The 16,091-nt window shown below is 58.7% G+C and carries 19 protein-coding genes; 5 read left to right on the top strand and 14 right to left on the bottom strand.

Annotation, left to right across the window (positions count from 1 at the left end):
• Positions 1 to 7 precede the first annotated feature (7 nt).
• The 3 genes from MSNKSG1_RS06240 to MSNKSG1_RS06230 are packed head-to-tail and all read right to left on the bottom strand — an operon-like array spanning position 8 to position 1,352.
• Entirely contained in the window at positions 8 to 439 is a 432-nt protein-coding gene (locus MSNKSG1_RS06240) for a TIGR01244 family sulfur transferase (RefSeq protein WP_008938404.1), read from the bottom strand.
• A gap of 44 nt (positions 440 to 483) precedes the next feature.
• Positions 484 to 909: a YeeE/YedE family protein gene (locus tag MSNKSG1_RS06235; RefSeq protein ID WP_008938403.1), complete on the bottom strand. Its 426-nt coding sequence runs from the start codon at positions 907 to 909 to the stop codon at positions 484 to 486.
• Positions 910 to 914: 5 nt separating this feature from the next.
• The gene (locus MSNKSG1_RS06230; protein WP_008938402.1) at positions 915 to 1,352 is read right to left on the bottom strand and encodes a YeeE/YedE family protein; all 438 of its coding nucleotides are present in this window, start codon (positions 1,350 to 1,352) and stop codon (positions 915 to 917) included.
• A 345-nt stretch (positions 1,353 to 1,697) separates the two neighbouring features.
• Between MSNKSG1_RS06230 and MSNKSG1_RS06225 the strand changes: the two genes are divergently transcribed.
• Entirely contained in the window at positions 1,698 to 2,114 is a 417-nt protein-coding gene (locus MSNKSG1_RS06225; protein ID WP_008938401.1) for a phasin family protein, read from the top strand.
• A 1-nt stretch (position 2,115) separates the two neighbouring features.
• Here the strand turns inward: MSNKSG1_RS06225 and MSNKSG1_RS06220 are convergent, their stop codons facing one another.
• From MSNKSG1_RS06220 to MSNKSG1_RS06175, 10 genes are all read right to left on the bottom strand, one after another.
• Positions 2,116 to 2,745: a TetR/AcrR family transcriptional regulator gene (locus MSNKSG1_RS06220; RefSeq protein ID WP_008938400.1), complete on the bottom strand. Its 630-nt coding sequence runs from the start codon at positions 2,743 to 2,745 to the stop codon at positions 2,116 to 2,118.
• An 18-nt stretch (positions 2,746 to 2,763) separates the two neighbouring features.
• Positions 2,764 to 3,576, bottom strand: coding sequence for an exodeoxyribonuclease III (xthA, locus tag MSNKSG1_RS06215; protein WP_008938399.1), 813 nt, complete (start codon positions 3,574 to 3,576; stop codon positions 2,764 to 2,766).
• Between the two features lie 80 nt (positions 3,577 to 3,656).
• On the bottom strand, positions 3,657 to 4,394 hold the full coding sequence (locus tag MSNKSG1_RS06210; RefSeq protein ID WP_008938398.1) for a hypothetical protein: 738 nt from the start codon (positions 4,392 to 4,394) through the stop codon (positions 3,657 to 3,659).
• A complete protein-coding gene (locus tag MSNKSG1_RS06205) occupies positions 4,387 to 4,911 on the bottom strand; it encodes a DUF2878 domain-containing protein (protein WP_008938397.1) in 525 nt (174 codons plus the stop codon). The genes MSNKSG1_RS06210 and MSNKSG1_RS06205 overlap by 8 nt, the downstream gene beginning before the upstream one ends.
• The gene (locus MSNKSG1_RS06200) at positions 4,908 to 6,185 is read right to left on the bottom strand and encodes an SAM-dependent methyltransferase (protein WP_008938396.1); all 1,278 of its coding nucleotides are present in this window, start codon (positions 6,183 to 6,185) and stop codon (positions 4,908 to 4,910) included. Before MSNKSG1_RS06200 ends, MSNKSG1_RS06205 begins: the two co-directional genes overlap by 4 nt.
• The gene (locus MSNKSG1_RS06195; protein WP_008938395.1) at positions 6,173 to 7,057 is read right to left on the bottom strand and encodes a DUF1365 domain-containing protein; all 885 of its coding nucleotides are present in this window, start codon (positions 7,055 to 7,057) and stop codon (positions 6,173 to 6,175) included. Before MSNKSG1_RS06195 ends, MSNKSG1_RS06200 begins: the two co-directional genes overlap by 13 nt.
• Before the next feature lie 2 nt (positions 7,058 to 7,059).
• Positions 7,060 to 8,325, bottom strand: coding sequence for an NAD(P)/FAD-dependent oxidoreductase (locus MSNKSG1_RS06190; RefSeq protein WP_008938394.1), 1,266 nt, complete (start codon positions 8,323 to 8,325; stop codon positions 7,060 to 7,062).
• Positions 8,322 to 9,122: an SDR family NAD(P)-dependent oxidoreductase gene (locus MSNKSG1_RS06185; RefSeq protein WP_008938393.1), complete on the bottom strand. Its 801-nt coding sequence runs from the start codon at positions 9,120 to 9,122 to the stop codon at positions 8,322 to 8,324. Before MSNKSG1_RS06185 ends, MSNKSG1_RS06190 begins: the two co-directional genes overlap by 4 nt.
• A complete protein-coding gene (locus tag MSNKSG1_RS06180) occupies positions 9,119 to 9,586 on the bottom strand; it encodes a nuclear transport factor 2 family protein (protein ID WP_008938392.1) in 468 nt (155 codons plus the stop codon). Before MSNKSG1_RS06180 ends, MSNKSG1_RS06185 begins: the two co-directional genes overlap by 4 nt.
• Positions 9,583 to 10,539 (bottom strand): acyl-CoA desaturase, encoded by a 957-nt coding sequence (locus MSNKSG1_RS06175; protein ID WP_008938391.1) that lies wholly within the window; start codon positions 10,537 to 10,539, stop codon positions 9,583 to 9,585. The genes MSNKSG1_RS06180 and MSNKSG1_RS06175 overlap by 4 nt, the downstream gene beginning before the upstream one ends.
• A 120-nt stretch (positions 10,540 to 10,659) precedes the next feature.
• Between MSNKSG1_RS06175 and MSNKSG1_RS06170 the strand changes: the two genes are divergently transcribed.
• Positions 10,660 to 11,673: an NAD(P)/FAD-dependent oxidoreductase gene (locus MSNKSG1_RS06170; protein WP_051067766.1), complete on the top strand. Its 1,014-nt coding sequence runs from the start codon at positions 10,660 to 10,662 to the stop codon at positions 11,671 to 11,673.
• Positions 11,674 to 11,684: 11 nt separating this feature from the next.
• Here the strand turns inward: MSNKSG1_RS06170 and MSNKSG1_RS06165 are convergent, their stop codons facing one another.
• Positions 11,685 to 13,169, bottom strand: coding sequence for an HD domain-containing protein (locus tag MSNKSG1_RS06165; protein ID WP_008938389.1), 1,485 nt, complete (start codon positions 13,167 to 13,169; stop codon positions 11,685 to 11,687).
• 114 nt (positions 13,170 to 13,283) lie between these two features.
• Between MSNKSG1_RS06165 and MSNKSG1_RS06160 the strand changes: the two genes are divergently transcribed.
• Genes MSNKSG1_RS06160 through MSNKSG1_RS06150 form a run of 3 tightly spaced genes read left to right on the top strand, consistent with a single transcriptional unit; the run spans position 13,284 to position 16,089 of the window.
• Positions 13,284 to 14,492: a PP2C family protein-serine/threonine phosphatase gene (locus MSNKSG1_RS06160; RefSeq protein WP_008938388.1), complete on the top strand. Its 1,209-nt coding sequence runs from the start codon at positions 13,284 to 13,286 to the stop codon at positions 14,490 to 14,492.
• A gap of 14 nt (positions 14,493 to 14,506) precedes the next feature.
• On the top strand, positions 14,507 to 14,998 hold the full coding sequence (locus tag MSNKSG1_RS06155; RefSeq protein WP_008938387.1) for an STAS domain-containing protein: 492 nt from the start codon (positions 14,507 to 14,509) through the stop codon (positions 14,996 to 14,998).
• Between the two features lie 23 nt (positions 14,999 to 15,021).
• The gene (locus MSNKSG1_RS06150; RefSeq protein WP_008938386.1) at positions 15,022 to 16,089 is read left to right on the top strand and encodes an NAD(P)H-dependent glycerol-3-phosphate dehydrogenase; all 1,068 of its coding nucleotides are present in this window, start codon (positions 15,022 to 15,024) and stop codon (positions 16,087 to 16,089) included.
• Positions 16,090 to 16,091: the final 2 nt, after the last annotated feature.

Raw genomic sequence — 16,091 nt, 5'->3', positions numbered from 1 at the left:
AGACATCTCAGCCGCTTTTCTGAGCCTGCTGCGCCATTCGTGGCGCCAGCCCCGCGATGTCGTAGCCGGCATTACGTGCTTTGTCGACGATCTCGCGGGACTGACCCGAGCGGGCAGAGCTCAACGCCCAGAGGACCGTGCAGCGGGTTCCGGAGCGGCAGAAAGCCAGTACGGGCTTTTCGGCATCCCGGATCATTGGTGCGAAGGCATCCACGTCAGCATCGGTGATATTGCCGGATGCCACCGGCATATAAACCCATTCCAGGCCATGCTCTTTTGCCGCCGCGGCAATGTCGGCCATGGCAGGCTGGCCTGGCTCTTCGTGGTCAGGGCGGTTGGCCACGAGCGTTTTGAAGCCCAGCCTGGCCGCCTCTGCAACGTCTTCCACAGAGATTTGCGGCGAAACGGAGATGGTGTCGTCGATTTTTCGGATATCCATGCTCTACCTCCGGTAGTTTGTGGCCATAAAGTAACAGAAATGCTTCAGGATTTTGCCCGGCTGCGCTCAATTAATTCGAACACGGCCATGCCGGCAACCATCGAGACCGCGAAGATCGCCGCTTTTGTCTCGCCCGCACCGAGGGCAACCAGGCCCGGCCCCGGGCAGAAGCCGGCGATACCCCAGCCGATACCGAACAACAGCCCACCGAACACGAGGCGTTTATCGATATGGGTGTGGCCCGGAATCTTGATGTTGAACCCCAGGAACGACAGCGTGCGACGGCGGGCAACGGCAAAGGCGCCGACTCCCACGATAATGGCGCCGCCCATGACAAAGGCCAGTGAGGGGTCCCACAGACCGGCGATGTCCAGGAATCCCAGTACTTTCTCGGGGTTGGCCATGCCCGAAACGATCAGGCCAAGGCCGAAAATCAGACCCGAGACGAGCGAGGCAATCGAATACTTCATGCTAATCAACCTCCAATGACGTGACGCATCACGAAGACGGTGACGAAGCCGCTGCCCATAAAGCACAGCGTGGCCACCAGTGAGCGGACGGACAGACGTGAAAGGCCACAGACTCCGTGACCGCTGGTGCAGCCAGAGCCATACCGGGTGCCCACACCGACCAGCAGTCCGGCGATGATCAGCGAGGGTACGTTGGCCTCGATGTTGATGGCCGGCAGATCCGCGAACAGAAACCAGACCGCGGGTGCCCCGATCAGTCCGAGAATGAACGCTACTCGCCAGGCGATGTCGCCCCTGAGTGGTGTAAGCAGGCCCCCGAGGATGCCGCTGATGCCGGCAATCCGGCCATTAAGGAGAAGGAAGCTCGCTGCTGCGAGACCAATCAGAATACCGCCAATCAGCGCCGACCAGGGCGTAAATTGGCTCCATGCAATGTCGATCATCGATAGACTCCGGGAAATTCAATCCGTTAAATGGAATAAGCTTATAATAAAGGGAAATAATAACATAAAAAAGCCCGGCAGGAGGTGCCGGGCAGAGGCGTGCGAGTAGTATCCATGAAAGACTTCCAGACAAACCGGCATCATTGAAGACACCGGTATGCTGAAGTATTGACCATAATTTGAGCAGTTCAAGTGAGACTGGCTATCGTTTGAAAACATTTTTTCATATCGGGTTCGTCTTTATACTGCAGCCTTTGCCCGCGCGGGTTCCCGGCCCACTGCAATCGCCTGCGGGGTGTAATACAATAGGGCTCTTTTCAGAAAATTCCACCCCGAGGTTGTGCAATGTCAGACGAAAAACCTACAAAGCCTGAAACGGATCCGCAGTTGGCCGACAAGATCAAGGATTCCGCACGGCAGATCTGGCTTGCAGGGCTTGGTGCCTACACCAAGGCCGAGGAAGACACGGGTCGCTTTTTCGACCGGTTGGTCCAGGAAGGGGAGCAACTGGAAAACAAAACCCGGGGCGTGGTCGAGAAGCAGATCAAATCCGTGGAAGACCGTGTGGAAGGCGTTCGCGAGCGGGCCACGGGTACCTGGGACCGTCTCGAGACCATGTTTGATCAGCGGGTCTCCGGTGCGCTCAGACGGCTCGGCATCCCCAGGCGGGAGGAGATTGAAGCGCTCCAGCAGCGAATCGAGGTTCTTGAAGGCGAGTTGAACCGGATTCGCCAACGTCCGGGTGACGACGAAGAAGAATAAATCAGAGGTAATCCTGGCTGATCAGCCTCAACTCGGCTTGTTGCTGACCGGCCAGGTAGGGCATTACCAGGTGAAGCATCTGGTACACACCACGGCCGGGATCGACCGACTCCCGGTCATTCAGATGGGACAGGCTGTCAAAACTGTTCCAGTAACAGGCAGTTAGCGTCAACTGCTCACACAAAGACTGAAGTTCTTCCTCTTCAATAGTCATCATGTTCTGGCGTCGGAAACTCTGGCAGATAACCAGGAAGGCGTTCGTCTTCTTTTTCAGCAGGCGCCGGAATCGGGTCTGCAGCTGATCGTAACGGGACAGGACATTGACCAGATCCTGGTAAAGGAACCGGTACCGTGCCACCGTCTCGAACATCAGGTGCAGAAAGAAGGACTGCTGATCAAGGCTGATGTCGGCGTCCTCGGGAACGGCCAGAAGGTCCAGCATCTCTGCCTCGAACTGGTCGAACAGTTCCTCGACGATGTCACCCTTACTCTTGAAGTGGTAATAGAGATTGCCCGGGCTGATGTCCAGCTCGTCGGAGATCAACAGGGTAGTGACGTTTGGTTCACCCACACAATTGAACAGCGACAGGCTGGTGTTCAGGATGCGATCGCGGGTTTTGATTTTTTTCATGTCGCGCCCGTGCGCGGTTCAGAGATCGAAACGGGCCCAGACCGGACAGTGGTCCGAGGGCCGTTCCATGGCGCGGATGTCATAGGAAACGCCAGCTTCCTGTGCCTTGGGCAGAAGGCTGTCACTGGCCATGAGCAGGTCGATGCGAAGCCCCCGGCGCGGATCCCGCTCGAAACCACGACTGCGGTAGTCGAACCAGCTGAACGTGTTGTCGTCGTCCGGGTGCAGATGCCGGAACACATCGGTAAAGCCCCGACTCTCGACCTGGCTGAGCCACTCCCGTTCTTCCGGAAGAAAACTGCACTTGCCGGTCCGGAGCCAGCGTTTGGCGTTGTCTGCACCGATTCCGATGTCCTTGTCAGTCGGAGAGATGTTCATGTCACCCATAACCAGCACGTGTCCGCCTTCCGCCTTCAGGTCGTCAAGGTAGCGCATAAGGTCGGCATAGAATTTTTCCTTGGCGGGAAACTTCACCGGGTGGTCGCGGCTCTCGCCCTGGGGAAAATAACCGTTGATGACGGTCAGCATCTCACCGTTTACTTCAAACCGGCCGCTGATCAGGCGACGCTGAGAATCCTCACCATCCCAGGGATAGCCTTTCTGAATGGCTTTCGGTTCCTGTTTGGACAGCAGGGCAACGCCGTAGTGGGTCTTCTGGCCGTGGAAATGCACCTGATAGCCCATCTGTTCGATGTCGTCTACCGGAAAATCCTTGTCCTGAACCTTGGTTTCCTGCAAACCGATGACATCCGGATCGAATTCCCGGATCACGGCCTCGAGCTGGTGCAGGCGGGTACGGATGCTGTTGACGTTGAACGAGACAAACATCATAGGGGTGAGGTCTCCGGCGTAAATTCCCGCGGAGTTTAACATATTGATGCCGGGTTTCCGCCTTGGCAGGGGCGACGCGTTCAGCGAGTCAGTTCACATTCCGGCCAACGGGTCACGTTGTAACGGATGTGCGCGCGGTAATTCTCATCGCTGTTTTTTCGAATATTGGTGAGGCCCACGTAATCGGTCAGTGCGCCGTTACGGTCATAGCCAAGGCCGATGGGGTCCACCAGGAATCCCAGCAGCATACCGGTAGGGTGTATGGTGACCTCCAGGTCGGCATTGATGTCCGGGTGGTCGTCCGGCTCCAGCACAAAGCCATAATGATCGCCACGGGTGGGCGCGAGGAAGCGGAATCTCACGTCATTGCCCGCCTTCAGCCGCGCCCAGTTCTCCCGCACCAGATTGTCAAAGCCGGCATCGACCACCAGGTCTTCCGGCGTATCGATTGTCCAGGTCTTTTGTTCCCCGGAGGGTGCCTGCCATTGAATCCGGGTTCGACCAGCCCGGGGGTAGCTGATGGCCAGGGATTCCTCGAAGCGGGGCTGACGGAAATCAACCGATGGCAGAAGGGGCGATTGGTCATAGGACAGGGTTTTCCGGGCGAACTCGTTGCCATCCTGGAGATACCGGACTCGATCGGTTTTCGGATGGAACAGACCCTCCCGGCATTCGCCCTCCAGCTGGTGTTTTTCCGAATACAGCCCGCGACCATCCTCTGAGGTGGCCTTGCCGGTGAATTCGAAAGTCTCAGCCAGTCCCGGGAGTGGCAGTGTGATCATGACGGCCAGGGCCAGGAGCTCTCGTGACCTAAGCATGGGAGAGCTCCGGGTACAGGAATCCGCGGATCTTGAGCAGCAGGGGAAACAGCAGACCCCAGCCGAGAGCCAGCGCCGCCAGTGACAGCGGCAGGTCCGTGAACGTTACGGCGCCCAGTTGGCCGGCGGACCAGTAGGCAAACGGGCCGGCGATCGGCGCGAGCACGAACGGCAGCCACGGTTTCTGGCCAATCCATTTGAGCGAGTGACAGAGGGTGGTCATGAACAGCGCCCAGAGGGCGACCAGCCAGGGGGGCGCCACAACAAGATCGCCCGTGTCGGTGTGCAGCACTCCGGTCTGGAGCCATAAGGTATCGAGTGCTGCGCCTGCAACCGTCCCGAGCCCGATAAACTGCAACTCGCTGAAGCGTTCCCGGCTGACCAGGACCAGGTGAAGGCAAATCAGTGCGACGGCCACGCCAAAGGCCATCAGGGTCGGATAGAGCACGCAAACCAGCCAACCCGCCTGAAACAGCAGGAAATTGAGGGTATTTCGAACTCCATCCGACGCGATCATACGCTGAGCAGGTTGGCCCGTTTGTTACCGGGCTTGGCAAAGAGCAACTGGGAGACGCCGATGGCTCGTTCACTGAAGCCGGCCTCGCAATAGGCAAAGTAAAATGCCCACAGGCGGCGGAAGGCCCGGTCGTATCCCATCTGTTCGAGATTCTCCTCCAGTGCCATGAACCGGTCACACCAGTCACGAAGGGTTCGTGCGTAGTGAAAACCAATGTCTTCGGCATGGGTCAGTACGAGATTGGACCGGTTGCGAACAGACTCCAGCATTGCACCGAAGGAGGGTATGAAGCTTCCCGGGAAGATATAGCGCTGGATGAAGTCCACGTTTTTCAGGGCCCGTACGTAGCGTTGTTCGGGCATGTTGATGGCCTGCACCAGCGCAAGACCGTCCGGTTTGAGCAGTGCGTTGATCTGTTCGAAGTAGCTGTCGAGGAACTGCGGACCGACCGCTTCGATCATTTCAATGGAGACCAGTTTATCGAACTGACCCTCCAGGTCACGGTAGTCATCGAAGAGGAGGGTTATCCGGTCTTCCAGACCTTCCACCTTGACCCGGTGCCGGGCCATTTCCAGTTGCTCTTTCGAAATGGTGGTCGTCGTCACGTGGCAGCCATAGTGTTTCGCGGCGTGGATGGCGAAACCGCCCCAGCCAGTGCCGATTTCGACCACTCGATCTTCCGGTTTCAGGTCCAGTTTGCGACAGATGGTGTCGAGCTTGTGGACGGCCGCCTCTTCCAGCGTCGCGTCTTCCCGTGGATAGATGGCCGACGAATACATCATGGTGGGGTCGAGAAACGCTTCGAAAAGATCGTTGCCCAGGTCGTAGTGGGCACTGATGTTCTTCCGGGAACCCTCCCGGGTATTCCGGTTCAGCCAGTGCAGCCCCTTGAGCGCGGGTTTGGTGATCCAGCTGAAGCGGTCTTCAAACTCGTTCATCCTGTCCACGTTACGGGTAAAAAAGCGGAGCAGGGCAACCAGATCGGGCGTGGTCCAGTCGCCGGCGACGAACGCTTCGGCGGCGCCAATGCCACCGCCGGTGAGCAGGTCTCGCCAGGTGCTGTGGTTGTGGATGGTCAGTTCGGCGGCGGGATAACGGGTATCTCCGTCGCCGAGCGTCAATGTCTGGTTTCCTGGTTCGCGGATGGTCAGGATCCCGTGCTCGAGTTGCCGGAGCTGCTGCAGGACCAGATGGCGGGCGACCCGGCTGACCAGCGGTGACTGCCCTCGCTCTGATGCTGATTGGCGTTGAACAGACGTATTCAGGTTCTCCATGACGTTACCTTTCCACCGGAAGTAAGTGTGTCAGTGCCGCTGGTCACATCCAGGCCGGCGTCCTCGGATCCGCGACGATAATCGGGATCGTCTCCGGACAGTTTGTCCGGATGGGTATGGAACTCTGCGCCCTTCAGTTTTAGCCGCAGGGCATTCCAGTAAATGCCTGCCGCAACCTTGATCGCTTCGACCGGAAAACGGCGCAGGCTCTGATGCAGTGTTTTACGAGTGAGGGGTACACGGCGGACCACAAGCGTGGCATCGAAATGTTTCGATTCGCCCTGCAGAACGTTCATGTGTATCCGGAGCTCGGGGCCCCGGAAGCTGAAGGTCCACCGGTAGTCCTGGGCCATGCCGTTGAACGGCGATACGTGGAACCGTTTCTGGAATCCGAAACGTTCGGTATGCCAGCCCGCCGAACCTGTGGAGTCGCCTCCGGTTTCCAGGCAATAGACGTGGCGTTCATGCCAGGGTGTGTTGGTGATCTGCGCGAGGATCACACGGGGCACGGCCCCCTGTGACGGATCCTCTCCGGCCTCGTAGCAGAAGTAGAAACTTACCGGATTGAACACGTAGCCGAAGTAGCGCGGGTGGGTAATCAACTCGACGGCACCGTCCGGGAACCAGCCCGTCGCGTCCCGAACATAGGTGCGCACCGCATCGGACAGGCAGGCCACTTCGGGACGAAAGTAATCGGCACGCCGGATCGACAGCCAGTTCAGGCGCTCCCGGGAAAACAGGGGGCTCAGGCGGGTGATTCGGTCCCAGTCATCCACGTCCAGAGCCAGCATCCCGGTGTCGTATTCGAATTCGTGGGAAACAGGGCGTTTCCTCCGATGGCGTATGCTGCCTTCAAGCCATTGGCTTCCCATGACTACAGCTCCATCCCGAAGTCCTGAATGACGCGAACCGCACTGCGGACCCCGTCTTCGTGAAATCCGTTGAACCAGTAGGCACCGCAGTAGTGGGTGCGGTTACGGTTGCCGATGTCCTCATAGCGATTCTGCGCAGCGACCGCCTCCAGCGTGAAGACGGGATGGGCGTACTCGAACCGCTTGATGATTTTCTCCGGTGCGATGTCGGAGCTGCGGTTCAGGGTCACACAGAAGGTTTCGGGCGCGTCGTGGAAATTCTGCAGGACGTTCATGTTATAGGTAACCGAGACCGGCTCACTGCGGTGTTCCGGGATGAAATAGTTCCAGGCAGCCCACGCCCTGCGGTTGTCCGGGAGCACCCGGTCGTCGGTATGCAGAACGACGTCGTTGTTCTGGTAGGCGATATCACCGAGAACCTCTCTCTCGGCATCCGTGGGATCCGCCAGCATGGCGAGGGCCTGATCGCTGTGGCAGGCGAGGATCACCTGATCGAATTCCAGGGTTTCGCCTTTCACGGTGACCGATACACCGGACTCATGGCGGCGAACCGATTCGACCGGACTGTTCAGGTGGGTTTGCTCGCCAAGACGCTCCATCATCTTTTTGACGTACTCCGCCGAGCCGCCCGAGATCACACGCCAGGTCGGTCGATCATCGACGGACAGCATGCCGTGATTGTTGAAGAACTGCAGGAAGAATCGGATCGGAAACTGCTCCAGCACAATCTCGGGTGCCGACCAGATCGCAGCGCCCATGGGCACGATGTAATAGTTCCGGAAGTACCGCGAATAGCCGTTGCGGTTCAAATATTCTCCTAGGGTCTCTGAATCCGGGATGTCACCGGCTTCCAGGTCCCGGCGCGTTTCCCGGTTAAAACGAAGGATTTCCCGGATCATCCTGAGGAAGGGCAGGTTGATGAGATTCCGGCGCTGGGCGAACAGGGTGTTCAGGCTGGTCCCGTTGTATTGCAGGCCCGTGGTGGAGCAATCGACGCTGAAGCTCATGTCGCTGACTTCCGACGCCACCCCCAGCCGGTCCATCAGTTTGATGAAGTTCGGGTAGGTCCAGTCGTTGAATACGATAAAGCCGGTGTTGACCGGCCACTCACGCCCACCGGCGGTGACCCGTTCTGTATTGGTATGCCCGCCCGCGTAATCGCCGGCTTCAAAAATATGGACGTCGTGCTTTTCCGCGAGAATCCATGCCGCGGTCAGGCCGGAAACGCCGGCGCCAATGACAGCAATACGCTGACGTTCGTTGTTCATTCCTGTTTTTCCTGTGTGTCTGTGCTTTTACGCGCCATGCTGGCGGCCATGCGGTCTATCAACGCCTGCGGCAGTGCGCCCAGGGCCCGCAAGAGCCAGGTAAATCGCTTCGGGAAGGCGATGTCACTGTGTCCCTTGGCAAGGCCGCTGAGAATCCTCTCTGCGGCATCCTCGGCGGTCACCATAAAGGGCATGGGGAAGTCGTTTCGGTCCGTCAGCGGCGTTTTCACAAAACCCGGAGAGACCACAACCACGTCGATCCCCTCTGCAGACAGGTCGGCCCTCAGGGAGTGGGCGAGGTAGCTGAGAGCCGCCTTGGACGCGCCATAGCCTTCGGCACGACCGAAGGGAAACCACCAGGCGGACGAACTGACAATCACAATGGTCGCCGGCTGCCCCTGGGCCCGGGCCCGGCGAAGTGCCGGAAGTGCAATGTCCAGGCTCCGCGCAGTACCCAGAACATTGGTCACAAGATTGGCCTCGATCACGTCGCTGTCGTACTGATCAACGTCCAGGTACTCGCAGGTGCCGGCATTCAGCACGGCCATGTTGAGCGGGCCGTGGGATTCAAGCTGTTCCGCGATAGCCTGGAGCGACTCTCGTGAGGTCGTGTCCGCCGGTGCGGGCGTGATCAGTTCCGGCGCACGCTGCTGCATGGCCTCAAGCGCTTCCTGCCGACGACCGGTGACCACAATGCGATGGCCACCCCGGGCGAGGGCGTAGGTGAGGGCTTCACCGATCCCGGAACTGGCACCGGTAATCCAGATGTTGGTTGTGTTCTCCAGTCTTGGACTCATCCGGCGTTCTTCCTGATCCAGCGGATAATCCGCCCCAGCGCCGGCAGGTTCTCATAGAGGAGCTGCCCGGCATCGAAGTAATCCCTGTGAAACACAACCCGGCCATCGGCGATCCGCAGGTGGCTGATGCCATCCACACGGATCTCCCGGCCTCCACGTATGCGCTTGTGACGCAACACCATCACCCAGGGCAGGGCGACTGCGGCGCCCTGGACCACCGCCTGACCAAACTCGAACCGGCAGGCAATGACGTTGCTGTAGGCGCCTGCGAAGTACCGAGTCAGCGCGTCAAGTCCGCTGACCTGCCCGAAAGGGTCCTGGAAGACAATGTCTTCGCCGTACACTTCCTGCAATTTATTCAGATTGCCTTTGTCCAGCTCGTTGAACAGTGCCTGGAAATGCTCGATGGTTGCCGGAACCGCAGAATTTCGTGAACCGACTTCGATGGCCGAGGCGGTACTCATGATGTTTTCCTCCTCATGGCGTCGAGTTGACGGGTCTCTTCGCGAATATGCTCGGGGATGGGGTTCAGATCCCAGATAATGCCCAGGCGGGACAGTAACCACAGTCCGTACCAGGTAACGTCAATTTCGTACCACCGAAAGCCCTGGCGCACGGACTGGGGCCAGCGGTGGTGGTTGTTGTGCCAGCCTTCGCCCAGGGTAATCAACGCCAGCCAGAAATTGTTCCGGCTGTCGTCCTGGGTTTCAAAGCGGCGCCGTCCCCAGACATGGGAAAGGGAGTTGATGGAGACTGTGGCATGGAACAGCACCACGGTGGAGATGAAGAAGCCCCACACGAGCAGCTGAAGGCCGTTGGTGCCGAGTGACGGTGCATAGGCCGCAAGCGCCTCGCCAAGGCAGTAGATGGCCACGGCGCAGGCGGCAGGCACCATCGAATCGAATCGGTTGATAAAACGGAGTTCGGGGAACTTCATCCAGTCACGGATGCGGCGCTCATCGGTCACAAAGCCGGCATCACAGGTGAACCAGCCCACGTGGGACCACCAGAAGCCGCCGTGATGCGGGGAGTGCAGGTCCTCCTCCCGGTCTGAATGCTGATGGTGATGCCGGTGGTGGGCGGCCCACCAGAGTGGCCCCCTCTGCGCCGCACTGGCTCCAAGCAGCCCGAACAGGAATTGCGCAGGGCGGCTGGTTTTGAAGGTCTTGTGGGCAAAGTAACGGTGGTAGAAGCCGGTGATGGCAAACATCCTGACCAGGAAAAAGACCACCGCGAAGCCGATTGCGAACCCGCTGACGCCCGTGAAGAACGCAGCCAGGCACGCGAGATGGAGAGCGACAAATGGAATGACGCGGATCAAATTGAAAGAACGGGACGTTGTGTCAATATGATCCGAACCCGCGTCGGAGTCGAACCACCTCAGAATGTTGATAAACCAGTGTTGCACTCGGGTCATACCCTTTTTGCCCTTTAATTAACTTCATCAGTGAAACCGGAAGGATGCTGGTGTTCGTCTGACCGGCATCGCACTTCTGGTTTTACGTTGTCACCACCCGGATTGGATGCACCAACAACCATGATTTCCGCTAATCACTCTACGCCAACTTTACGCCGGATAGCGGTCATCGGTTCAGGCATGGCTGGCCTGACGGCAGCGATCCAGCTCAGCAAACGGGGCCACGATGTCAGTGTTTTCGAAAAGAGCCGTGGACCGGGCGGCAGGCTGTCCTCCAAGCGCGTAACCGATGGCGCGGTCGACTTCGGTGCGCAGTACTTCACGGCCCGGGATGCAGGGTTCAGACGGTTCCTGGACGAGTACGCAGGGCCAGGTACCTATGGCCACTGGCCGGCCCGGTTCGTCTTCCAGCGCAAAGACGGATCCCGGGAGACCTTCCCACAGGATGAGCGTTTTGTGGGAGTACCGAGAATGACCGCGGTCAGTCGGGCCCTTTCCGCCCACGTGAAACTGCAGGCGGGCACCCGCATCCGGAATCTGGCCCGTAAAGACAGCACCTGGGACCTTGTGACGGTGGATGGCGATCGGCTGGGGCCCTTTGACCGGGTCATCCTGACAGTGCCCCCGGCCCAGGCCAGCGATATCCTGCTCGAGAGCGGGCTTGCGGACCTGGCGGGGCGTATTGAGCGAATGGCAGGCTCGCTCCTGCCGTGCTGGGCCGTGGCGCTGCACTACCGGGAGCCGCTGGATCCGGGGTTTGACGGACTTCGCTGTGAACACCCGGTATTTTTCTGGATAGGTAACAATACCAGCAAACCCGGCCGGCCCTCTCATGGCCAGTGGTGGATGTTGCATGCCGATCCGGACTGGACCCGGGAGCATCTGGATACCCCCGCAGAAGAGGTCTTCCGGAAGCTCAAGGAGGCCTTCTCGGAGCTGGCGGATATTGCAGCCGAACCCGATGACTGGCTGGCGCACCGGTGGTTGTACGCCCGGTCGGAACACAATGACCGGCCGGGATCGCTCTGGTTTGCGGACCATGGAATCGGCCTGGCCGGTGACTGGCTCAGTGGCGGTCGGGTGGAGGGCGCTTACCTGAGCGCCTCCGATCTGGTCTCTGCCATGGTGGACTGATGCGCAGCCCGCTACTCCGTGAGGTCCTCCACGGGAGCGCGGGTAATATCCGGGCGTGTGTAGAAATGAGTAATGGTCCCGTCGCTGAATTTGCTGAAGAAAGCGCTGACCTCGGAAATCATCCGGAGCGAACGTGCACGGCTGATCGGGTCTTTCACCAGGACCTTGATGCCGTTGAAGTTGTCCTGAATGTTCGAGAAACGAGCGCGCATTGAACAGGTCACGACGTCCTCGGGGTCGATTTCCAGCTCCCTGGCCAGCCATTCGCTGTGGCGATCAATACCCTTGACGGACAGGTCTTCGCGGGTGTCCAGGTGATTGAGCTTCACCCGGTTCACGATGCAGAACGAAAAGCTGGCGGGGTTTCTGCGGGCGACCTTCCTGAAAGCTTCCCAGAAGAAACTGTCCGTCAACTCCGCAAAGAAACGCATGTCGCTCAGGCAGGTGTCGACCCAGTCAAAATTGTCCTGGTCGGCAAGAACCTCGTTGATGGCCTCCCGGAGCAGCCAGTCAAACCCCAGTGCGGTCTTGTGTGCATACACCTTCCGGTACATCTGGTGCCGACTGTAGACAAAGTCTTCCAGCGCACCCAGGCCCTTCTGGGTGATGGCCAGGCCGAGCCAGGGTTCGGACGTGTCCCAGCCAAAACGGAAGTTGGTCAGCAGGTGATCCAGGTTCAGACCACCGATGGTGACCGACGAGTGGAAGCCATCCCGCAGCATGTAATCGGCGCGATCGGCGTCGATTTCGCCGGACACGATGGACGAGAGCAGGTTCATGACCTGCCGGGGAATGTCGTCTGACACGAGTGTGCCCGATGAGGCCTCCTCGCCGGCAATGAAGTGCCAGAAGGTTTCAGCGTGGCGGCAGAAGGTTTCGCTCGGCCGGACGTCCGTGGTCTCCATGATCCCGATGACATCGCGGCGGTCCAGTCCCGCTGAATCGAGGTCCACGGCGGACAGGACTTCGTGCGCCACCCGTACCGAATAATGCTCGTGTTCCAGCTCTTCGGGTTCCCGTGAATGGTATTGATGAAAATCCACGCCTTTCCAGAGGTTCCGGAACCGGTCGGGATGAGACATCAGCTCGCGTATGCGGGCCGCCTGGGTGAACTGGTGAGAGAAGCTGGAGTGTCCACTGTCATGCATCAGACAGCCAAGACGGATGGTCTTTGCCAGGTAATCAATGGCGTCGAGCTGGCTGAGGCTGAGATCCGTCTGTTCGCTCAGCTGCCGCTCCCGAAGGTAGGCGTCGATCATGGAACGGAACATCCGGGTGCCCACGTGCATCACGCCGACGCTGTGAAGAAAGCGGGAATGCGTCGCCCCGGGAAACACCAGGCTCAGGATGTCGTTCTGGCAGATGTTCCGGAGCCGCTGGAACAAGGGATGATCGATGACCTGGATTTCGTGCCGGTAAAGCGGTATGCCGCCGTGAACCGGATCCATGATCAGCTTGTCATACGCTCCAAGCAGGTCATTTACAGCGCGTCTCATGTCCAGGAATCTCCCAAATTCGCAATTCTGGCCTTGTTATATCACAGGGTCATGCCAGAATAGGCGTTATCCAGCCAATTTATCGTTTATCGATGGTAGTTTAGGGCAACAGCCATGGCATCGCGCACCGAGCGCATACTGATTATCGACGCTGACCAGAAAGCCCGAACCGATCTCGCGAGGTATCTCGAGACCAGAGGTTTTTATGTGACCGGGTATTCCGATATTGCCTCCGCAAGCAAGGCAATCGAGGCCAACAGGCCGGACGTGATCTTTGCCGATCTCAGTCCTGAATCCATCCGGGATCTTGCGAACCGTCTTGAGGAAGCCGAAACCTACACGCCCATCGTGGCCTGCTCCGACACCGAATCCAGCGTCGATGTGGTCAACGCCATGCGGGCGGGAGCCTCGGACTTTGTCCTCAAACCCTGTAACGACGACCGTGGCATCCTGGACGATGTCATCGGCAAGCTGCTGGACAGGGTCCGGGTCAGCCGTCTGAACCAGTTGTACCGTCAGGAGCTCGAGGAGGCCAATCGGGACCTCCGCAACGGCATTGCCGAGCTGCGGGCGGACCAGAGCGCGGGGCGCAAGGTGCAGTTGCGCATGCTGCCGGATCACAACCAGATCATGGGTAGCATGCAGGTCGACCACCTGATCAAACCATCGTTGTACCTCAGTGGGGATTTTCTCGACTATTTCCGGATTGCCGAGGACAAACTGCTGGTCTACATCGCCGATGTTTCCGGGCACGGGGCCAGCTCGGCGTTTGTGACCGTCCTGCTGAAAAACCTGACCAATCGGTTGCAGCGCAATCTGCGGCGCGGTTCCAGCGACGACATCCTCTATCCGGAGCGTTTCCTGGAACGTATAAACTCAGAATTGCTCGACACGGGGCTCGGAAAACACGTGACGGTGTTCGTGGGCATTGTGTGCGAAACCGAGCGGGTACTGAAGTACGCCGTAGGCGCACATTTCCCCATGCCGATCCTGTCTTTTGAAGGCGGAACCACGGAATTCCTGGAGGGCAGCGGCCTTCCGGTCGGGCTTTTCGAGACGCCTTCCTGGGATGTGTACGAAGTGGCGTTGGACAAACCTTTCCACATTTTGCTGTTTTCGGACGGCATTCTGGAGGTAATTGATGCCAAATCCCTCGATGAAAAGGAGAAGACGCTACTTGAACTCGTCTCGGGAGGCCGTCACACTATCGCATCCCTTAATGAGGCGCTGAGTCTGGACGGAATGACCGAACTTCCGGACGATATAGCAATCGTATCGGTGACGGATTCCATCCGCAGCTCAGACAGCACGTCCTCGCAATAGTGGCAGTGTGAAACATGGCTGGTTACAAGATCCTGCAAGCTGAGAAGCAGGGCATTTATGTCCTGAAGTTTATCGGGGAAATCCGGCTGAACCTCTGTTCGACGCTGGACAATCTGGTTGAGTCCATCACCCAGGATCCAGAGTTCAAGACGGTGGTGGTCGATCTGACCGAAACCGAGGTCATCGACAGCACCACGCTGGGGCTGTTGGCCAAAATCGCCATGGCCGCGCAGAAACAGAGTCACTTCCTGCCCACACTGATTTCCACCAATCCTGATATCACCCGCATTATCACCTCCATGGGTTTCGACAAGATTTTCATTATTGTTCGCGAACCCGCTTCCCGAATCGAAGAACTGGAAGAGATTCCCGTACTCAAGGCCAGCGAGCAGCAGGTTCGGGACAAGGTTCTGGATGCCCACAAAGTGTTGATGGGCCTCAACAGCAAGAACCGGGAAGAGTTCAAGAATCTGGTACGTGCCCTGGAATGTGAAGATCACGGCTGATCGGACAACAGAACGGAACGACTATGCCTGAAAACACGTCATCCCGGCACACGGGAAACAATGGCTCGGTACACGATGTGGCAGTTCTGGGCGGAGGCAGCTTCGGTACAGCGATGACCAAGGTCCTCGCTGAGAACGGACATCGCGTCCATTTCTGGATGAGGGATCCGGCGCAGGCCGAGGAAGTGCGGAAAACCGGCATCAACAGCCGGTATATGCCCGGCATAGAAATGAGTGGCGACATACAGCCGACCACGGACCTGGCAGAGGCCGTCGGCAAGGCCGAAATCGTTTTCGTCGCTATTCCGAGCAAGGCATTCCGGGCTGTGATCCGGGAACATAACTCGGATTTCCGCGCCGGGCAGATTGTGGTCAGTCTCACCAAAGGCATTGAAGAGCACGGCTTCAAGCTGATGAGCGAAATCCTGCAGGAAGAGATTCCCCGGTGCCGGATTGGCGTTCTCAGTGGACCTAACCTTGCGGCAGAGATTGCCAACCGGGATCTGACGGCCACTGTGATAGCCGCGAAGGATCCGGAGGTGCGACGCGCCGTCCAGGACCTACTCGGCTGTGAGTATTTCCGGGTTTACGCCAATGTCGACGTGTATGGTGTCGAGCTCGGGGGCGCCCTGAAGAACATCTACGCCATTGTTGCCGGGCTGGCCTCGGCGCTGGATATGGGTGAGAACGCCAAGGCGATGCTGATCACCCGGGGGCTGGCAGAAATGAGCCGCTTCGCGGTGAGCCTCGGTGCCAACCCGATGACCTTCATGGGGCTTGCCGGCGTCGGCGACCTGGTGGTCACGTGTACGTCCTCGAAAAGCCGTAATTACCGGGTCGGCTACGCCGTTGGCAAGGGTCAGCAGCTGGACGACGCCGTCAGGGAACTGGGCCAGGTTGCCGAGGGCATCTATACGCTGAAGCTGGTGAAGGAAAAATCCGAGGCCATCGGTATCTACATGCCCCTCGTGCGGGGGCTCTATGAGATTCTCTATGGAACGGCTTCTATCAAGGCCGTGATCAACAGCCTGATGATGGCGGTCCAGAACTCCGACGTGGAGTTCATCCTGCCGCGCACCATCAGCCAATAACC

It is taken from the genome of Marinobacter santoriniensis NKSG1 (assembly GCF_000347775.1).
GTDB lineage: Bacteria > Pseudomonadota > Gammaproteobacteria > Pseudomonadales > Oleiphilaceae > Marinobacter > Marinobacter santoriniensis.
Note: the sequence above shows the minus strand (reverse complement) of the source record. Positions and strands in the feature narration are given on the sequence as shown.

Excerpts from the sequence above, each read along its gene's own strand:
- MSNKSG1_RS06210 (WP_008938398.1), bottom strand. The coding sequence starts at position 4,394 with ATGCTTAGGTCACGAGAGCTCCTGGCCCTGGCCGTCATGATCACACTG.
- MSNKSG1_RS06175 (WP_008938391.1), bottom strand. The coding sequence starts at position 10,539 with ATGACCCGAGTGCAACACTGGTTTATCAACATTCTGAGGTGGTTCGAC.
- xthA (WP_008938399.1), bottom strand. The coding sequence starts at position 3,576 with ATGATGTTTGTCTCGTTCAACGTCAACAGCATCCGTACCCGCCTGCAC.
- MSNKSG1_RS06180 (WP_008938392.1), bottom strand. The coding sequence starts at position 9,586 with ATGAGTACCGCCTCGGCCATCGAAGTCGGTTCACGAAATTCTGCGGTT.
- MSNKSG1_RS06200 (WP_008938396.1), bottom strand. The coding sequence starts at position 6,185 with ATGGAGAACCTGAATACGTCTGTTCAACGCCAATCAGCATCAGAGCGA.
- MSNKSG1_RS06235 (WP_008938403.1), bottom strand. The coding sequence starts at position 909 with ATGAAGTATTCGATTGCCTCGCTCGTCTCGGGTCTGATTTTCGGCCTT.
- MSNKSG1_RS06185 (WP_008938393.1), bottom strand. The coding sequence starts at position 9,122 with ATGAGTCCAAGACTGGAGAACACAACCAACATCTGGATTACCGGTGCC.
- MSNKSG1_RS06155 (WP_008938387.1), top strand. The coding sequence starts at position 14,507 with ATGGCTGGTTACAAGATCCTGCAAGCTGAGAAGCAGGGCATTTATGTC.
- MSNKSG1_RS06170 (WP_051067766.1), top strand. The coding sequence starts at position 10,660 with ATGATTTCCGCTAATCACTCTACGCCAACTTTACGCCGGATAGCGGTC.
- MSNKSG1_RS06195 (WP_008938395.1), bottom strand. The coding sequence starts at position 7,057 with ATGGGAAGCCAATGGCTTGAAGGCAGCATACGCCATCGGAGGAAACGC.
- MSNKSG1_RS06190 (WP_008938394.1), bottom strand. The coding sequence starts at position 8,325 with ATGAACAACGAACGTCAGCGTATTGCTGTCATTGGCGCCGGCGTTTCC.
- MSNKSG1_RS06225 (WP_008938401.1), top strand. The coding sequence starts at position 1,698 with ATGTCAGACGAAAAACCTACAAAGCCTGAAACGGATCCGCAGTTGGCC.
- MSNKSG1_RS06230 (WP_008938402.1), bottom strand. The coding sequence starts at position 1,352 with ATGATCGACATTGCATGGAGCCAATTTACGCCCTGGTCGGCGCTGATT.
- MSNKSG1_RS06220 (WP_008938400.1), bottom strand. The coding sequence starts at position 2,745 with ATGAAAAAAATCAAAACCCGCGATCGCATCCTGAACACCAGCCTGTCG.
- MSNKSG1_RS06240 (WP_008938404.1), bottom strand. The coding sequence starts at position 439 with ATGGATATCCGAAAAATCGACGACACCATCTCCGTTTCGCCGCAAATC.
- MSNKSG1_RS06160 (WP_008938388.1), top strand. The coding sequence starts at position 13,284 with ATGGCATCGCGCACCGAGCGCATACTGATTATCGACGCTGACCAGAAA.
- MSNKSG1_RS06205 (WP_008938397.1), bottom strand. The coding sequence starts at position 4,911 with ATGATCGCGTCGGATGGAGTTCGAAATACCCTCAATTTCCTGCTGTTT.
- MSNKSG1_RS06150 (WP_008938386.1), top strand. The coding sequence starts at position 15,022 with ATGCCTGAAAACACGTCATCCCGGCACACGGGAAACAATGGCTCGGTA.
- MSNKSG1_RS06165 (WP_008938389.1), bottom strand. The coding sequence starts at position 13,169 with ATGAGACGCGCTGTAAATGACCTGCTTGGAGCGTATGACAAGCTGATC.